The sequence below is a fragment of the Methylomonas sp. MgM2 genome (assembly GCF_054172045.1).
The window spans coordinates 1-18,316 of record NZ_JBSYXO010000008.1; the positions used below are offsets into that span (position 1 = coordinate 1).

Here is an 18,316-nt window from a genome sequence, read left to right on the forward strand (position 1 = left end):
ATCGCGGATCGCGGTCCCGGCATACCTGAAACCATGCGGGAACGAGTCTTCGCCCCTTTCGTTCGGCTGGAAGGGTCGCGTAACCGCGAAACCGGCGGCACGGGCCTGGGATTGACCGTCGCGCGTGCCGCCATTCGCAAGCATGGCGGCGACATAATTCTCAAAGATCGGGAAGGCGGCGGCTTATTGCTTGGTATTACGCTCCCCAAATCGCTAATGCCGCGCTAGCGCACGCGTTTGATGATAAAGCCGTTTTCGATTTCATCGAAGCCGATCTTGGCGTAATAGCCCTTTGCTTCGGGGGCGGCCACCAGCACCAGCGTAACCTCGTCTCCGATGATGGCCCTAACGCGGTCGATCAGTTCACGGCCGACGCCTTGTTTTTGAAAAGCCTTGATCACCGCGAGATCGGAAAGGTAACAGCAATAACTGAAATCGGTCAGGGCGCGGCATATCCCGATCAGGCGGCCTTCATGCCAGGCGGAGAGAATCAGATCGGCATTATTCAGCATGCGCCGAATTCGATCGAGATCATCGGTGGGGCGGCGAATGCCGGAAGCCGCGAAAACCGCCGCTACATCGGCGGCCTCGAGAGGAAAGTTATGGCGGTATTCAATCGTGGATTCAAGCGTTTTTATGTTAGTTCGGCGGCAAGCCTATGATTATCCGTCGTTCAAATTGAAGCGGCCGTCCGACGTTAGATCTGCGACGTTTTTTCCGCTTTTTCCGAACCAGCCGGATCTGGCGTTTGCATGAGCGTCGAATTCAGGCACATAAGGCTTGATGTCTAAAAGGGGGGTGCCGTCTAAAATGTCCACATTTTCAATGTGTAGGACGGCGCCTTCGATTCCGTTCAATTGAACAATCGAAAGTCCGATAGGGTTTGGTCGTTTGGGTGCCCGCGTCGAAAACAGCCCTCTTGCCACCGTATCCATAAAGGGTATCACTTGCAGCTCGAACGAATGGCTGCGATGGAAGTGATATAACAATATCAAGTGAGAGAACCCCTCCAGATCTTGGAGTCCGGTACGATATTCATCGAATATTTCGACGCTGCCTTCGACGCCGATGGCTCCGGCTGGCTGGATAGGCATGTTTTCCAACCCGGAGTACGGCGAGTGAATGATTCCGATCGGGGCGCATTTCATCTTGTTCTGATCCCGAGAAAATTTGTTAAGCGGCTTATTCTATATTAGCATTTTTAAATACAGACTGATAAAGTGCACTAAAGAAAGCCGTAGTTTCTAACCGGGATGGTAGGGCGACGTCAGTCTTTTTAGGGGTGAATTTAATCGTTGTGCCGATGTCTTTCTAGGCTAACGGATTGGATAAATTCATACAACGCGGTTTCCAAAACGAGTGTATAGATCGATGCTAAACAAAGTCCTTTTGTCTTTAATATTTATCCTGGCGTTAATCGTATTATTTTTGCCCATTTCCAACCTGATTGGACTACAAGGCGAAAACTCTCTGGTTCCGGTGAGTGTGGAAGCCTCGGAAGGCTACGATAAAGTCTCCCGGATTCTTCAAAATAAATGCGTGGACTGCCATGCGCCGGGTATGATGAGAAAACCGATCTACGCGGATTTGCCCATCGCCGCTCAGGTGATGGATCGCGATATTATACGGGCGCAATCGCGGCTGGTTTTAACGAAAAAGCTTTTTAGCGGCGAGAAGAGTTTCACCCCGTTGCAGCTGACTAGGATAGAACATGCCGTTCGCAATGATATGATGCCTCCGTCGCTTTATCTTTCAATGCATTGGTCGGGGCGTTTAACGTCCGATGAGAAACAAAGCATACTCGATTGGGTAGTAAAGGAGAGAGCAAAATCGCCCTGGAGTAAAGAAGCCGCTCCTGAGTTCAAGGGTGAGCCGGTTCAGCCTTTGCCGCTGACGCTGGAATTGAACGCGGAAAAGGTGGCGCTTGGCAACAAGCTTTTTCACGATCCTTTGCTGTCGGGCGACAACAAAAGCAGCTGCGCTTCATGTCACGATTTAACTCGAGGAGGCACGGATCAGGCCAGAGTGTCGACCGGCATCCGAGGACAGCAAGGACCGATCAATGCGCCGACGGTTTATAACGCCATGTACAACATTGCCCAGTTTTGGGACGGGCGGGCCAGAGACTTGCAGGAGCAGGCTGCCGGTCCGGTTGCCAATCCGATCGAAATGGGTGCGCGATGGGATGAGGTTATCGAAAAACTCAAGCAAATGCCTGAATATCAAGAGGCTTTTGCGAAGATTTATCCAGACCTGTGCATCAGCAAAACGACCGTAACCGACGCGATTGCGGTATTCGAGCAGTCTTTGATAACCGCTAATTCCCGTTTCGACCAGTACCTGCGTGGCAATGCCGAGGCGCTAAACCGGCATGAGCTTCAAGGTTACGAACTGTTCAAAGAAAACTGTACGTCATGCCATTTCGGCCCGGCGCTGGGCGGTTTGTCCTTCGAAAAAATGGGCGTCAAGCACGACTATTTTAAACAACGCGGCGGCGAACTAACCGAGGCGGATAATGGTCGATTCAACGTTACTCAAAATGGGAGAGACCTGCATGTTTTCAAAGTACCGACGCTACGCAATATTGAATTAACTTATCCGTATTTTCACGATGGATCGACTTTTAACTTGGCCGAGGCGGTGCGAGTCATGGGAAGAGACCAGCTCGACAAAACCTTTAGTAACGATGAAGTCGCGGACATAGTGGCATTTTTAATGACTTTGACCGGTGAGTATAACGGTAAACCTATCACGCAATTAACTGCCGACGACATTCGATGAGTCGAACCTTAGCAAACGAGGAGAAGAACATGAGAAGAATCTACTTTTTAGCCCCGAATATAGAAACAACGCATAAAATTGTCGATGAGCTGCGTTCGGAAGGAATAGCGGATAGGCATATCCACGTATTGGCCAAGCGCGATACGCCGCTAGGCGATCTGCCGGAGGCTTCGGTATTTGAAAAAACCGATTTTATTCCGGCGTTGGAACGCGGTGCCGCCCTCGGCGGGACCACCGGTTTGCTGGCCGGGCTTGTGGCGTTGCGCTTCGCCGGCTTTGCCATTGCTGGCGGCCCCGTCCTGGGTGTGTTGATGTACGGCGCGACCATAGGTGCCATGATGGGCGGTTTGGCAGGTCTTCAAGTGGGTAATTCCCGGGTTAAAGCGTATGCCGAAGCGATAGAGAACGGCGCGTTCCTGGTTATGATAGATATCGCAATGGATCGTATCGATGCGATTCGTCAGGTGATAACCAAGCATCATCCAACTGCGGACTTTGAGGGCATCGAACCTCTGTTGCCTCCAAACTATGGTTAAGCGTTGGATTCAAAGATGCTTTGACACAATAGTGAATGAAAATACTATGAAAATTGCTGTTGCAAGCCAAAATCGGAAAGAGATTACTAGCCATATCGGCCGATGTAGAAAGTTCTGGATTTATAACATTCAGAATAATGCGGTTGTAGCGAAAGAATTGTTGGAATTATCTAGGGAACAGTCTTTCCATGAATCACTGCCTCTAGAGTCGTCGCCATTGGATGACGTCCAAGTGTTAATTGCGGGTGGCATGGGGAGTGGCTTAACTGGACGATTGCAACAAAAAAACATCCGGGCTTTGATTGCCAAGGAAAGCAATTCTGATCAAGCAGTAGCGGATTTTTAAATGACAGCTTGAAAACCGAACCGTTTGAACCACATGAGCATGGTCATAAGTACGAGTACCATTAATCCCGGGTCTCAATATACGAGTATCTCAATCTAGCTCGAATGTTTGATTTCCGATATAGCAACTTATTCTGTGCCAATAAACTGTTCATTAGTCATAAATTTTGGGAGGCAATATGATAATTCCTAAGCGAGGCCGAGATTATTTCTCGGCTCTGATTGGTGTTTTATTGATAGGCTTGCCGATCAATGCCATTGCAGATGAAAAAATCGATGTCGGAAAAAGAGAATATGAGTCGGTTTGCGCTGTCTGTCACGGCCTAAACGGAAAGGGAGACGACGGTCCGTTAAAATCATTGTTAACACGGCCGGTGCCTAACTTAACCGTGCTTGCAAGGAACAATCACGGCGTCTTTCCATTCGACCGCGTGTATCAGATCATAGATGGACGGCAGGAAGTCAAATCACACGGAACGCGGGATATGCCGATTTGGGGCAATGCGTTTAATAACCAAACATCGCTGTATTTCGATAATTATCCGCCGCAAGACAGCGAATCGGCTACCCGTAGCCGTATTTTGGCTTTGGTGGAATATCTATATCGATTGCAAGAATAATAAATCTTGTAACTTCGTTTTATGTGTTAAAACCGTTCGCCGGCGACATTAATGCGCACGAGCGGTTTTTATTTATAGTGCCGGCGGAGTCACTTAACCTGACAGGCGCTTGAAAGGCACGTGTCAGGTTAAGCAGTAGGTTTACGATTTGGTTAGGCCTATTTTTCCATCAAAGGAATCGAGGCGCCGATGGTTACATCGCCTGCGCCTTGTAAAACACTTTCAACTTGTAGAAAACGAGCTGCGATCACCTTCGAGGTTGCTTTTGCTATCTTTTCGTAATATTTTTCAAGAAGAGCGAGGCGTTTTTTACGGAAGTCGAAAGAACGTTTGACCAGTTTATCGGCTTCGTTATCGGTTATTTGCTCGAATTTATCCGCGTATTCCTGAATGATGGACAAGCGTTCATCATTCAGCATTTTTAACTCGGTGTCGTAGGGGAAGTACTCATCCAAAAATTTCTTTTCTTGCTCTTCACTTAAATGCATCGCTTTTTTTACAAACTCTAATTTATCCATGCGCAGGCTAAAGCGAAACATTTCCATTCCTTTATCTTCTTCGGACGAGCTCGCGGTAGCTGCCGCTTCTTCCGCATAGGCAATGTTACCGATAGTCGGAAGGCTAAGGCCCGCAAACGCAAAAACGAAGGCAAGGTGTTTGTATTTCATGTGTTTACTCCTGTTTTATTGATGGTTAGTGGTTGGTATCATTCACCGTATAACAATAGTTGCATGCGGGAATTCTTATTAAAGTAAACGGCTGGATTTAGTCATTACTTCACGCTATAGCCGCGACCTTCTAGGCAAGCCGCTTCCGCGCGGCGTAAATTTTCATTGCCTTGAGCGGCGGCCGATTTTTGATTGTCAATTTTTTCAAATCCGCGCTTCAGCGCACCACCGGTTGCGCCTATCGCGGCGCCTTTTCCTGCATCACCCGCGATAGCGCCGATAGCCGCACCTGCAGCCGCCCCACGGGCACCGCCACGAAGAATGCCGCCTTTTTCAGTTGTGGACTGCGAGGATTGATTACTGCCGGCTTGTTGTTGCGCCCACGACTGGCACTCGTAGCGATCTTTCGACATCTGATCAGCACTTTGACCGTTGGCAGGGTAAACCATTAACTCTTCGGCGTTCGCGAACGGTACGGCGCCAATCACACCCGCTAGAACAAGTACTTTTACTATTGTTTGATTAGTGTTCATGAAATCCTTAATAGACTGTGAGTAATGTGAGTTTCTTAGATTTTGAAATGGTTCTAATGGCGATTCGGCGTAAACCGCCGCGACGTACGCTATCAAGCTTCATCCGTGTTGGATCAATTTCTTTAATTTCCATTCGAATGACAAAGGCTTTCGTTTTATTGAATCAGAAAAAATTCCCTTTATTGTTGCGAGCTCGCCGGAGCTAAAACGCCATAGAAGACGATTAAAATGCCCCATAAGTTTTCCAAGACGATAATCCGAATACTGCTGAAGCGGTCAACTGGAGCGCTAGTTTACCAAACCTTCCCGTTACAGGTAAAACGATAGTTGAGGTAAGCGTTAGGCCAATTCGTTTTGGATAAACCATAGAACAGTATTGAACATGGAATGACCGGAGGCTGAACCGCGGGCGCTAGCTTATAGGTTTGATTAAATGGATGCCAATAATTTTAACCGGACTGAATTAGCGAATTGAGGTCCAGACAAATTGTAACAGTAAGGCATAAAATCGTTAGCTGACACCCGTTAGTTGCAAGTTATGTTTAGAGGCCAAGTTTGGCAAATTAATGCCTAAGCGGTTTAGGAAATTTTTCCAGGATCTGTGCAACCGCTTCGCGAACGCGCTTAGCATTGGTTTCCGGGTCGCTAACCGTGTCGGTACCTGTTCCACGAAATACCAATTTCCGGGTTTTAGCATCCACAAAGTCCAGAATCAACGTACCTTCGGTGTATTGCGATACATCAGCATAATAAGGTCCGCCGGCCCACATTCCGTAACGACCGTAAACATAGGGTCCGCCGCCTCCAGGAAAAACCACCGTTTGCTCTTGCGTTGATACGTGGCTTACAACATGTAGATCGGCATTTTCCCTGGCTTCATAAATACCATGAGCGGCAAGATTGGAGCGTAGCGATTCTTCCAATGCCGACTGGCTGGAAGGTGATAGTCCGATTTTATCGGTTGAAGGAAGGAGCATATAGGTTTTGTATTGCTCGAATTGGGCGGCGTGATCGTAATCGGTGGTAACCGAAACGGTGGAGCAGGCTGCCAGAAGAACGCTAACGGCGGCTAGCTTATAATAGCGGTTTAGTATCTGGAACATCTTTCATCTCCTTTTGTTAATAATAGATTTGTTTTATCCCGTCAGATTTTCATTGTGAGGTCTGATGTTTCGGCGCAGAGAGGGATAACTCGGCAATCCTTTTACGTAGGTATTTATACCTGCTGGTTGAGCTTAGGGCATGACTGAAAAAACTCAACGGGACCTTTGTCATGACGCGGAATTTGACCGTCATCTCAGCAGGAAGAACTGCTTGTCCTTCCAAATTTAAGCCTAACAGAATAGGTGTGAAACCACAAAGACCTGACCAGCCGGTAAATAATAAGATATCGCGACTTAAATCGCTACTTAGGATTTGGCCAAAAACAACTTCCCGTTTTGCCGGAGCGAACCCCCTGGGGCATACCGAATGAGGAACGACGTGAACCTTTCCATGGGGGCTTGACGGCAGCGTCCTTGCTGCCGACATCCTCGGCACGTCCCCAGTGACTATGGCCATATCGGGAAGTTATTTTGGACGATATCCTAAGCGGAAAAACGGCTGAACAACGTAAAAGTGAGCAGTCTTAGCGATGCGTGATCAAGTTGTTTCTTAGCCGTATCGTCCTTGAAACCATCAGAAATTTTAGGCGTGGTTTCGTAATCGTTGACATAATCGGCGCACAGGATGAGCCGTCTCGAACAATCGATAATGACGGGGACGGAGTTTTTCGCTGAAATCGAACGGGATCCCATTTCAGCCTTACCGAAAAAATTCCGATCTACTCAGTATTTATACGTTAATCGGGCTTGATACGACTAATTTTCGACCCTTGCAGTCCGAGGCCGGCCATTAAACCTTTCTGGCCGAAGATGAACGCATACACGCCTTTTTGTGCGGTAGTCGAGGTTAACGTTTTTGCCATTCCTTCATCGACAATCACAACACTGGGTCCCACGCCGATTTCCCAGCCTTCACTTTGGTCCAGGTATTTTAACGAGGCATTATCCATGAAAAACAAAGCGTAATTGAACGACTGCACACCCGCTTGCAAGCCGTAAGATCCGGCGACGATATTGTAATAACCCGCCTCCCTGCCTTGTTTAAACAAGGTGCCGCCGGAGCCGTACTGAGCACCGACCAGAAATCCCGCTTTAACGACGTCCGGAAAAATCAGAATGCCTTTAGCATGCTTTGCCAACTTTCTAGCCTCGGGATTGTTCGCATAAAGTGTCTGCAAGGCTATGTTGGAATTTCGGCGAATGTCTGTTGCAGAACCCGCCAACTGGCCGCCGGTCGATTGGCAGCCGATCAGCGTGAGTAAACTTATCAGTGAAAGGGCCAACCATTTTTTAGATAACATACGTTGCTCCTAATGTTTACTTAATCAGCGGCGATACTATCCTAAAAACTCGAAAGTCGCGATAAATTCGCTCCTGTCCGTTGGGTAGGACGAGGCTTGTCTAAGCTGCGATAGGATCAAGTTGAGGCCGGCGTCATTCTGGTGGCCGACACAATGGGCCGGATTCGCTTTTTAAATAGACAGTGCGACAAGGCTTCGCTATGTCTTTCCCCGTTTGATGTTTCGAAACTAACCAAAATGCATTCGCCTGAAAAAAGCCGCCGATCCGGTTTTGAGATAACAAACTTAATCCGAAAGTCAGTATGGCTATGACAAGAAAGAAATCGAAGCAGGCGAGGTAACCTTGTTGTTGAATGGCGCTCACGGTAAAACTGAACTTGTTTCAGTGTTGGACATAGGATGGCCAAGTATATACTCGGCCAACGCGTTAAGCGCTTGGCTGAAAGTCCTTTAGTTAATTATGGTTGTTATTCCGGCATGGATTGCCGGAATCCGGTGTTAATGGATGAACGGTTAATGTAAGCCGATGTATTGCGACGCATTTATTTCCCGGTGATGCAAAAAGGTTCAATTTACGAACATTTTAATGAATTAGATCAGCCAATGCGGCTATGACACCCCAGAAAAGAAATATTCGTATACAACGTTTGGAATCGTTCAAAACATGTGTCTTAAGCCAAGCGTGAAACGAAATGTTGTGATTGCGCCTTTCGGAAATTTGCATCGATCGTTACCTTTTAAATTACGACTAAATTTTGAGCGCAGTCTATGAATACGGTGCCGCAAAAACTGTGAAATCCGCCTCACCCTTGAAGCTAAATCCGTCGAAATGTATTGTTGTGTGAACTAAACGGTACTGGCTACTAACATTAATATTCCATTAAATCGTTAGCATTTAAGCCGAGTTGCTCTATAGTAGGGCATCCCCGCTCCGCCTATTACTTTGGCGTTAGTATAACTGAATGGTTAATCGTTGTTAGCACGAATATCTATAAAACTTTCCAAGTTATTGTTTGCTAATTTGTTATAAACAACTCAAAATTAATTATCTTATGCATTGATTTATATAGATATAAATATACCATTATGTTGTGCAGGAATTGTTGGCTAATTGATTTAGTACGAAATGTTATGCAAATATCAAGATCAATAAACTTAAAATTAATCAAAAACCGTCAGAGTAAAATGATTACAGTCCCGTATATCACGAATTCTGGCTTAGTGAGCTACTACAAAATTGGCTCCGGCGCCGATTTTCCGGAAGACTTTAAAGATTGGTATAAACCGGAAAAATTTTTTCAATAGTTTTTTAAATGACCGGTATCGTACCCAGAGAGCAACGTGACGTTGCCGCATTGTTGAAAAAGAGTTTGACCCCGCCTAAGAAGCGACTCAAAGTAAAAGTTTAAGGTAACACGCTGCCTGCCTTATGCAACAACCAACGCCCTGAGTTTTTGACCTGTCTCCGTAATTGCGTCCATTTTGTTCTATCGCCGGCTTCTTTCAAACAGCGCAACAGACGGGAATGGTCGGCCTCATTCATCTGCCTGCCCATTGCTTCAATTAACGAATCGATGTTGTAAAATCCCATTCCATCGTTCGTTCCTAGGCTCACCGGCACGACGGCGACATCGTCGGTTAATGGCAAATCCTGACGAATTGCCTCGGCGGCAGCCTTAATGTTGCGAGCCTTCGCGCCGTTCGGGCGCTCTACGTCGTATGGCGGTTGCCACTCCCGCAGCGGGCGAAGTTGATCAATATGAGTCACGACCAAAATTATAGGCGGAATTTTGCGGTGAACTTGCGTCTTGAAATGCTGCCAAAATCCTTCCAAGAATATCTTGTCGGCGGCTCGTGCCGCATTATTGGCATCGCAGACCAGTAACAGTAGATCGGTTTTATCGAGTTCCGTCTGGTTCTTGGCAAGCCAAGCCGTGGATTCGCCGTAACCAGGCGTATCGAAAATCAGACCGGTGCGGCAGCCTTCGCGTTCCAAAATATAGGGTGTCAATTCTTGGGTACAGGATATGACGTCGGTAGCTGCGCGTGGCGAGTCGAACAGGGCATTGATTAATGTCGATTTTCCGGCATTGGTTTGCCCGGCGACCAAAATCCGCAAGGGTTCGTTTTCCCGCCCCTGTTGCAGTTCCTCAGCTAGCAAACGGTCCCGCTCGGACTTGGGCGACAATGTCTGGACCCGATCTTTAGGCATCGCCATTCTGCCGCTGTACAGCATGATCGCGTAGTAACCGACCTTCTTTATGTAAACTTCCAGCAGCCAATTTTGCAAATGCGCCAGTGTAAGCATCACGGTTTTGCCCTGGGCGAATTTGCTCGCTTCGGCCATCGCACCGCTGAATGGAGTCAGCGCGATGCGGCTCAAACGGATGGCGGTATTGACGCTGCGCAAACGTTCAACCCAGCCGTGCAGATTCAGTCCTTCCGCCAGCGTGATGCGATGGCTGAACGGAATGTGTTCGTGCAATTGGCTGTGCAGATCGTGGCTAACCTGTTCCACGATGCGCAGCAACTCGGTTGCCGGTATTTCCAATTCCGGATGATTCGAATTCGGCCGGTATTGCACGGCGACCGTCGCCAGCACTTCTCGGCCCAACTGCAACCAGGTCTCAAGCTGATCCAGCCCTTGCTTGTCGCGTTTTTTTGTACGATCGGCAAATTCGGAGACGGCCTGCCAAACCGCCCTGTCGCGTTGAGAAAATGCCAGGTCCGGTTCCGGCGGCGGCTCGAACGGCGATGTCTGCTGACGGCGCGCGAACTCCCGGCCTACTATCCAGGCAACGCCGCCGCAAGAAAGCGAGAGCCCCAACCAGGGCAGGAGAAGTTGTTGCGCCCACAGCATCCAGCCGCCCGCGGCGACTAAGACCAAAACGGGAATACAGCCTAATGCGAGAATCGCTAGCCACGGCCACGTGTTTTTATTCAGCATGCTCTTACCCTACTGTTTAAACCTCGCCTTCAACAATTCCCGGCCCTGTCGTAGTTGCTCCGTGTACACCGATTTCAACATGGCGGGTGTGAATGTTTGGCCTTGCCGGGTTTTGGCATAATAAAAGCATAAGGTCATACCCAACGCATAGGTGATGGCGGCGGCGGAAAGGCCGGCGATCGCTGAACCCCAGCCCGGCACCCATTTGGCCAATTCACGCACGCCATAACCGATGCCGAGGCTACCGATTCCGACCGCGCTGGCAATTTCGGAAACGCTCCGCCGAGTCAGTGACAGGCCGTAAATCGAGGCGATGCTATGAAACAGCTTGGCTTGTACGGCGACAATCAAAGGTGCGCCGAGTACGGGAATGGGCGTCGCGGCCAGCAAACCGGCGGATACAGCGTAGCCGATTACATGAGGACGGGCTTGTTCGGTATATATGTCGTTAAGCCAACCGGTCTGCGTTGGGCTATGCTTCAGTATCTGCCGCAGACCCATCGGCAAAGCTTCTTCGATCGAATTCCACAGTACTTCCAAGCCGTAGTAGCGAGGTTCGAAGCCGTCGTCCGCTTGGGTGAAATCGACCACCGCGAAATGCGCGTCTAACCCTTTGAAGCGCTGGCGTTGCACATGTAGCGACCGGGCCAGATCGGCCGGCACTTTGCCCCCAAAAACGTTTCCGGCATAAGGGTAAGGCAGGATATGATCGGTAGCCTTGCTGCTGTAGCCCTCGTGAAGACAGGTTTGTACCACCAGCACCGGCCATTGCGGCTGTTCCGCGGCGATCTCACGTACGGCCGAGACGACCGGGTCCAGATCGTGGTCCATGGCTTTGATCACGACCATCAGCAGATGGGCTTGTCCTCTACACCAGGCAATGTCCTCGCTTGGATCGTAGTGACTTTCACCAAGGCCGCGGGTGTCAAGAAAACGGATGAAAGCTGAGTCGGTATCAGGAAAATCATAAACTCTGGCGCTACGGGTGCAGGGCTTGAATCCTTGGCCGATTTCGGCGTGAGTGTGACCGGTCAGGGCCTGAATGATGGAGGTTTTGCCGCTTTGAGTCTTGCCCAACAGCCAGAATACCGGGACCGGCAGATGTTGGCGAGCCTTTGCTAATTCCTCGTGTAAGCGTTCGCCGGAAACCTTGGGTTTCAGAATGCGATCGGACCAGTCGTCAAATACGCGATGCAAAAAGGAAGCCGACATTTTTCAAAGGGGTGAAAGTAGCGATAATGCTATTTTGACACTATCCCGCCGATTTAGTGCAGTGGATTGATGTCTGAGATTGTGCGTTCGGAACGAAGCCATTCATCGTTAGGGCCGTTACTCGGCTGAAAAAAATGGGTGGCTGCCGATCGTCTCGATATCGTTGACGCATTCAATTTTAGTTCCCGGTGGGTTAAACCTGCCGGCATAGGTCGGTAGATCGGCAAAAACGGCTCAATGAGTTTAACCGCATTCTATTGGAAATTACGGTAATCGGACGCGCTTACCAGTCCGCGCAAACCTTGCAAAATAATCGAAATGCGACGCGATTTACCACGGCAAGGCGCTGCCATCATATTTTAAGAAGCTACCGGAGCGTTCTAGGGCAAAGTCCTCAATTCGTCGTCTCATGCCTGTCACGCTTTCTTCTACGCCGATCAAAGCATTTTTGCCGCCCATATCGGTTAGAACCCAGCCCGGGTGTAAAATCAGAACTCCGATCGAGTACGGTAATAAATCGATCGATAAACTTTTCATCACCGCGTTTAAGCCGGCTTTGCTGGAACGGTATAGCAGACTGCCTCCGCTCTGATTGTCGGACATACTGCCCATTAGACTGCTAATGTTGACGATGAGTTTTTTTTGACTGCGTTGGATGTGGGGCAGAAACACTTCAGCGAGTTTGACCGGTGCCATGCTATTGATAGTAAATCCGTCTAACCACGCTTGGTAATCGATATGGCCGAATCCACGTCCCGGCTTATCCGGATAAACGCCTGCATTATTCAGCAGTACGTCGATGTTTTCCCCGGCAAGCTGCTTGCTCAAGGCTTCGATTTGAGAAAAATCAGAGACATCCAAGGCCGCCGTTTGCAGGTCAGGATAAGCTTCGGACAATAATTTAAGATCTGCGGCCACGGATGGATTACGGCAAGCGGCAATGACTCGCCATCCCGCCGCGGCATATTGGCGGCAGAATTCCAAGCCTAAGCCGCGGTTAGCCCCGGTTATTAATACGGTTTGCATGGAAAGCTCCAAATTTATTGTGCAAAGCTTACTTTAAAGCATTGAATTATCCCGTCCAAGATGTATAAGGTAAAAAAATCCAATGAAGGAAGATGCCAGCTTTTTGACAGTAAGGTTGCTTACGAACTTATAGACAAAATAATTTGTTATTGAATCAGAATTCTTGACATTGCCACTTGTCGAAATACCATGCGGATTTTATAAGTTATTGATAATTAATCGCTTAGTTAATTGGCAAAGGTTGAGTCGATTGAGGCGGAACTTTTTGAACCTGCTAGCACCCTTCGTTTCAAACCAACCATGCGCAAAATGGTTCGCTAATTTCGTGCATCACTCTTAGCCGGAGAGGATCTTATGTTTCCTATTTCATCAAATTGTTACTCGCCGTATCGTAGGCTGTTCTACTCTTAATTCCGAACATCGTCGCACAGCCGGTGAATCGCATATTCTCTCCGCTACATCATTTGAAGACGAGAGTAACAGCAGTCTGGGTTCATACCGGTTTTTTCTTTCAGTTCATTACAGGGTTGTTTTATGGATACTCAGCAAACACTCACCATTGACGGCAACCAAGCCGCAGCCGGTGTCGCGCATAAATTAAACGAAGTCATAGCCATATATCCGATCACGCCTTCATCGCCGATGGGTGAGTGGGCGGACGAATGGTCCTCGCGCGGACAAACGAATTTATGGGGTACGGTACCGCAAGTCGTCGAAATGCAAAGCGAGGCCGGCGCCGCCGGCGCGATACACGGCGCATTGCAGGCCGGCACGATGGCCTCCACCTTTACCGCGTCGCAAGGCCTGCTGTTGATGATCCCCAACATGTACAAGATCGCCGGCGAGCTTTCACCGACGGTATTTCACATCGCCGCCCGTTCGCTGGCCGCGCAGGCCCTGTCTATCTTCGGTGATCACAGCGATGTGATGTCGGCGCGGATGACGGGTTTTGCGATGCTGTGCTCGAATTCGCCGCAGGAAGTGCAAGACTTGGCGTTGATCGCGCACGCCGCCAGCCTGGAAGGCAGCATCCCTTTCATGCATTTCTTCGACGGTTTCCGGACTTCGCACGAAGTCTCTAAATTGGTGACGATCGATGACGATGTCATCAAAACCATGATTCGGCAGGAATGGGTCAGTACTTTTCGCGGCCGGGCCTTGTCGCCGGATAAGCCGGTGCTGCGCGGTACCGCGCAAAACCCGGACGTATATTTTCAAGCCAGGGAAGCGGTTAATCCGTTTTATCAAGCGCTGCCCGGGATCGTGCAACAGGCCATGGACCGGTTTGCCGCATTGACCGGTCGCCAATACCGCTTGTTCGAATATTTTGGCTCGCCGGAAGCCGAACGGGTCATCATGCTGATGGGCTCCGGCGCCGAGGCGGCCGAAGAAACCGTGGAATACTTGAACCGCCAGGGCGAATTGGTGGGCGTGGTCAAAGTGCGCTTGTTCAGACCATTCTCGCCGGCACACATGCTGGCGGCCTTGCCTTCGAGCTGCCGTAAAATTGCGGTGCTGGATCGCACCAAAGAACCGGGCGCCGACGGTGAACCTCTGTATAAAGATGTGTTGGGCGCAATGGCTCAAGATGCCACCGGCGGCGGCAGCAAATTCGCGGCGATGCCGAAAGTGGTAGGCGGTCGTTTCGGTTTGTCGTCCAAGGAATTTACGCCGGGCATGATCAAGTCCGTGTTCGACGAACTCAAGAACGAGCACCCCAAGAATCAATTTACCGTTGGCATTGTCGACGACGTGTCCGCAACCAGCCTGGCATGGGATGCGAATTTCAGAACCGATGCCCGTGTCGGTACTTTCCAAGCCATGTTTTACGGTCTGGGCAGCGACGGTACGGTCGGCGCCAACAAAAATACCATCAAAATCATTGGCGAAGAAACCGAGGATTTTGCCCAAGGCTATTTCGTTTACGACTCGAAAAAGTCCGGCGCTGTGACGGTATCGCATCTGCGCTTCGGGCCTAAGCCCATCAAGTCGACTTATTTGATCGGCGAAAACGACGCGAATTTTATCGGCTGCCATCAGACCATTTTCCTGGAGCGTTACGACATGCTGGTCAATGCGGCCGATAATGCGGTGTTTTTGTTGAATTCGCCGGAGTCGGTGGACAAGGTTTGGGAAAGCCTGCCCAAAACCATGCAAGCGCAAATGTTGGCCAAAAATATCCGCTTTTATGTGATCGACGGCTATTCTGTCGCGGAAAAATGCGGCATGGGCAAGCGCATCAATACCATCATGCAAACCTGCTTCTTTGCGATTTCGGGCGTATTGCCGCAAGACGAAGCAATCTCCGCCATCAAACGCGCGGTGGAAAAAACCTATGGCAAGAAAGGCCGGCGCATCGTCGAAATGAATTTCAAAGCCATAGACGAGACGCTGGCGGGTTTGCATCAAGTGCCATTGCCCGGTCAGGTCACCAGCAGCATCGAACGTGTCGAACATGTGCCGGAAACGGCGCCGGATTTCGTCAAGCGCGTGACAGCCGAAATTATCGCCGGTCGCGGCGATCTGCTGCCGGTTAGCGCGATGCCGGTGGACGGCACCTTCCCGACCGGCACCACGGCTTATGAAAAACGCAATCTGGCCCTGGAAATTCCGGTTTGGGAGACCGATCTGTGTACCCAATGCGGCAAGTGCCCGATGGTGTGTCCGCATGCGGCGATTCGCTCCAAGATTTATCCGACCGGAGCGGTGGATACGGCGCCGGCAACTTTCAAGCACATGGCCATGCTCGGCAAGGACTTTCCGGCCGGCTTGGCTATCACCTATCAGGTGGCGCCGGAAGATTGCACCGGCTGCGGCTTATGCGCGGATATTTGTCCGATACGGGATAAATCCAATGCCAGCCGCAAGGCCTTGAACATGTCGCCGCAAGCGCCGTTGCGCGAACCGGAACGGGAAAACTGGGATTTCTTCTTGTCGCTGCCGGAGTATGACCGCACCAAACTGAAAACCAATACCATCAAGGGCGCAATGGTGTTGCAGCCCTTGTTTGAATTTTCCGGGGCCTGCGTCGGTTGCGGCGAAACGGCCTACATCAAACTGGCCTCGCAATTGTTCGGCGATCGCATGGTCGTGGCCAATGCGACCGGGTGTTCGTCGATCTACGGAGGCAACTTGCCGACTACGCCGTGGACCAAAAACCCGGAAGGCCGGGGGCCGGCCTGGAGCAACTCCTTGTTCGAGGACAATGCCGAATTCGGTCTGGGCATGCGGGTGTCGATCGATAAACAAACCGAGTTCGCGCAAGAGCTGTTATCGAGTTTGCGCACCCGGTTAGGAGACGATTTGGTCGACGCGATTCTGCAGGCCGACCAGTCCGACGAACCCGGCCTTTACGAGCAGCGCCAACGCGTTGCCGAATTAAAGCGGCGCTTGCAAGCCGTGAATGAGCCGGCCGCCGAGACCTTGCTGGAATTGGCCGATTATCTGTGCAAGAAAAGCGTCTGGATCATCGGCGGCGACGGTTGGGCTTACGACATCGGTTACGGTGGCTTGGACCACGTATTGGCCAGCGGCCGCAACGTCAACATCTTGGTGCTGGATACCGAGGTGTATTCCAATACCGGCGGCCAGACCTCCAAAGCCACACCGCTGGGCGCGGTGGCCAAGTTCTCGGCCGGCGGCAAGGCGACCGCGAAAAAGGATCTGGCCTTGCTGGCGATGGATTACGGCAACGTCTACGTGGCTCACGTGGCTTATGCCGGTAAAGACATTCAAACCTTGAATGCCTTCCTGGAAGCCGAGGCCCACGACGGCCCGTCCATCATCATCGCTTATGCGCCGTGTATCGCGCACGGCGTGGACATGTCCAACAACCATAGACAACAAAATCTGGCCGTCAAAAGCGGGCATTGGCCCTTGTTCCGCTTCAATCCGAATCGGATTAAGCAAGGCAAGAATCCTATGCAATTGGATTCGGCGGAGCCGTCCGTGCCGTATCGCGAATTCGTCATGAGCGAAACCCGTTTCAGCATGTTGTGGCAATCTCATCCCGACGATGCCGAAGCTTTCTTGAAGCAAGCGCAACAAGACGTGCAAAGCCGCTATCGCTACTACAAACAGCTGTCGCAGCTGGAATGGACCGAAAGTACCAGCGTTCCGGCCGCGAAGGCACAGTTGATAACCGAGAATACCAAGGAGACCCAAAATGGTTGATTTAACAACGCATTATTTAGGCCTGAAACTGGCGCATCCCTTGGTGCCGTCGGCGTCACCGCTCAGTAAAGATCTTGATAGCGCTAAGCGATTGGAAGATGCCGGCGCTTCCGCCATCGTATTGGCGTCCTTATTCGAAGAAAAGATCGAAGCCGAAATGCAGAACATGGAGCGTTTTTTCTACGGCCAAGAAATCGGATACGGCGAAGCCGATTCGTTCCACCCGGTTCCTCATCAGATATTGACCTATCAAGAGCAATATCTGGAACATCTGCTGAAGATGAAAGAAACGTTACGAATTCCGGTGATCGCCAGTTTAAACGGCACAACGGTGGGCGGATGGATAGAATATGGCCTAGCATTGCAGCAAGCCGGCGCCGATGCGCTGGAACTGAACATTTATCATTTAGCCGCAAACTCGGATCAGAGCAGCGCCAGCGTCGAGCGGCTGTATTTGGATATACTGCAGGAATTGAGATCGCAAGTCGGAATTCCGCTGACGTTGAAACTATCGCCGCAATTCAGCTCGCCGATCAATTTTGCTCAACGCTTACAAGCCGCGGGCGCCGACGGTATAGCGATATTCAACCGTTTTTATCAATCCGACATCGATCTGGAAACCTTGCAAGTCGTACCGAAACTGGAACTGTCTACGCCGAGCGAAGCGTTGCTGCGTATACGCTGGGCCGCTTTGATGTATGGCAGGATTAACATGTCCTTAGCCGTCACCGGCGGATTTCACCAGACGCCGGATGTTATTAAAGCGCTGTTGGCGGGGGCGGATGTCGTGCACTTATGCAGCGTGTTGCTAAAAGACGGCGTTAGTCGTTTGACGGAAATACGCGATGAACTGCAACAATGGCTGAATGATCATGAATATCAATCGGTTGCGCAAATGAAAGGCAGCGTCAGCCATCAGTACGCCATTGATCCCAGCGCCTACGAGCGAGCGAACTATTTGCAGGTATTGGATAGCTATTCGGCCCCGAGCGGGGTCCGGCGATAGCTAGGTTCGTCGATTATTGAGCGGTTTCCACGCAAGTGGGCGCTTGAGACTGATTAATCGACTCC

At 50.3% G+C, this 18,316-nt stretch carries 16 protein-coding genes; 7 read left to right on the forward strand and 9 right to left on the reverse strand.

Annotation, left to right across the window (positions count from 1 at the left end; all coding sequences use genetic code 11):
• Positions 1-228 (forward strand): ATP-binding protein (locus ACW73I_RS08165; protein ID WP_458028760.1); only part of this gene is annotated, 228 nt, incomplete at its 5' end.
• On the opposite strand, the gene ACW73I_RS08170 is transcribed toward ACW73I_RS08165, so the two are convergent.
• Positions 225-638 carry a GNAT family N-acetyltransferase gene (locus ACW73I_RS08170; RefSeq protein ID WP_458028902.1) on the reverse strand — a complete coding sequence of 138 codons (414 nt, stop codon included), beginning with the start codon at positions 636-638 and terminating at the stop codon, positions 225-227. The two genes, ACW73I_RS08165 and ACW73I_RS08170, sit on opposite strands and share 4 nt — an antisense overlap.
• Positions 639-662: 24 nt before the next feature.
• On the reverse strand, positions 663-1,148 hold the full coding sequence (gene tsaA / locus ACW73I_RS08175; protein WP_458028761.1) for a tRNA (N6-threonylcarbamoyladenosine(37)-N6)-methyltransferase TrmO: 486 nt from the start codon (positions 1,146-1,148) through the stop codon (positions 663-665).
• 223 nt (positions 1,149-1,371) lie between these two features.
• On the opposite strand from tsaA, the gene ACW73I_RS08180 reads away from it, so the two are divergent.
• The 4 genes from ACW73I_RS08180 (at position 1,372) to ACW73I_RS08195 (ending at position 4,282) form a co-directional block, all read left to right on the forward strand.
• The gene (locus ACW73I_RS08180; protein WP_458028762.1) at positions 1,372-2,781 is read left to right on the forward strand and encodes a cytochrome c peroxidase; all 1,410 of its coding nucleotides are present in this window, start codon (positions 1,372-1,374) and stop codon (positions 2,779-2,781) included.
• 29 nt (positions 2,782-2,810) lie between these two features.
• Positions 2,811-3,317: a DUF1269 domain-containing protein gene (locus ACW73I_RS08185; RefSeq protein WP_458028763.1), complete on the forward strand. Its 507-nt coding sequence runs from the start codon at positions 2,811-2,813 to the stop codon at positions 3,315-3,317.
• Between the two features lie 46 nt (positions 3,318-3,363).
• Positions 3,364-3,663 carry a NifB/NifX family molybdenum-iron cluster-binding protein gene (locus tag ACW73I_RS08190; RefSeq protein WP_458028764.1) on the forward strand — a complete coding sequence of 100 codons (300 nt, stop codon included), beginning with the start codon at positions 3,364-3,366 and terminating at the stop codon, positions 3,661-3,663.
• 178 nt (positions 3,664-3,841) lie between these two features.
• Positions 3,842-4,282: a c-type cytochrome gene (locus ACW73I_RS08195; RefSeq protein ID WP_458028765.1), complete on the forward strand. Its 441-nt coding sequence runs from the start codon at positions 3,842-3,844 to the stop codon at positions 4,280-4,282.
• Between the two features lie 158 nt (positions 4,283-4,440).
• Here ACW73I_RS08195 and ACW73I_RS08200 read toward each other — a convergent pair whose 3' ends face one another.
• From ACW73I_RS08200 to ACW73I_RS08230, 7 genes are all read right to left on the reverse strand, one after another.
• Positions 4,441-4,950, reverse strand: a complete 510-nt coding sequence (locus ACW73I_RS08200) for a hypothetical protein (protein ID WP_458028766.1) — start codon at positions 4,948-4,950, stop codon at positions 4,441-4,443.
• 104 nt (positions 4,951-5,054) lie between these two features.
• The gene (locus ACW73I_RS08205; protein WP_458028767.1) at positions 5,055-5,483 is read right to left on the reverse strand and encodes a hypothetical protein; all 429 of its coding nucleotides are present in this window, start codon (positions 5,481-5,483) and stop codon (positions 5,055-5,057) included.
• Between the two features lie 563 nt (positions 5,484-6,046).
• A complete protein-coding gene (locus ACW73I_RS08210; protein ID WP_458028768.1) occupies positions 6,047-6,586 on the reverse strand; it encodes a DUF4136 domain-containing protein in 540 nt (179 codons plus the stop codon).
• A 737-nt stretch (positions 6,587-7,323) separates the two neighbouring features.
• Positions 7,324-7,887 carry a lipid-binding SYLF domain-containing protein gene (locus ACW73I_RS08215; RefSeq protein ID WP_458028769.1) on the reverse strand — a complete coding sequence of 188 codons (564 nt, stop codon included), beginning with the start codon at positions 7,885-7,887 and terminating at the stop codon, positions 7,324-7,326.
• Positions 7,888-9,292: 1,405 nt separating this feature from the next.
• Positions 9,293-10,834, reverse strand: a complete 1,542-nt coding sequence (locus ACW73I_RS08220) for a GTPase (RefSeq protein ID WP_458028770.1) — start codon at positions 10,832-10,834, stop codon at positions 9,293-9,295.
• A gap of 9 nt (positions 10,835-10,843) precedes the next feature.
• Positions 10,844-12,046, reverse strand: a complete 1,203-nt coding sequence (locus ACW73I_RS08225; RefSeq protein ID WP_458028771.1) for a YcjF family protein — start codon at positions 12,044-12,046, stop codon at positions 10,844-10,846.
• A 330-nt stretch (positions 12,047-12,376) separates the two neighbouring features.
• Positions 12,377-13,072 (reverse strand): SDR family oxidoreductase, encoded by a 696-nt coding sequence (locus ACW73I_RS08230; protein WP_458028772.1) that lies wholly within the window; start codon positions 13,070-13,072, stop codon positions 12,377-12,379.
• Between the two features lie 534 nt (positions 13,073-13,606).
• Here ACW73I_RS08230 and nifJ point away from each other — a divergent pair.
• Both nifJ and ACW73I_RS08240 read left to right on the forward strand, forming a co-directional pair.
• A complete protein-coding gene (nifJ, locus tag ACW73I_RS08235) occupies positions 13,607-17,245 on the forward strand; it encodes a pyruvate:ferredoxin (flavodoxin) oxidoreductase (protein ID WP_458028773.1) in 3,639 nt (1,212 codons plus the stop codon).
• A complete protein-coding gene (locus ACW73I_RS08240) occupies positions 17,238-18,251 on the forward strand; it encodes a dihydroorotate dehydrogenase-like protein (protein ID WP_458028774.1) in 1,014 nt (337 codons plus the stop codon). Before nifJ ends, ACW73I_RS08240 begins: the two co-directional genes overlap by 8 nt.
• The last annotated feature ends 65 nt before the right edge of the window (positions 18,252-18,316 follow it).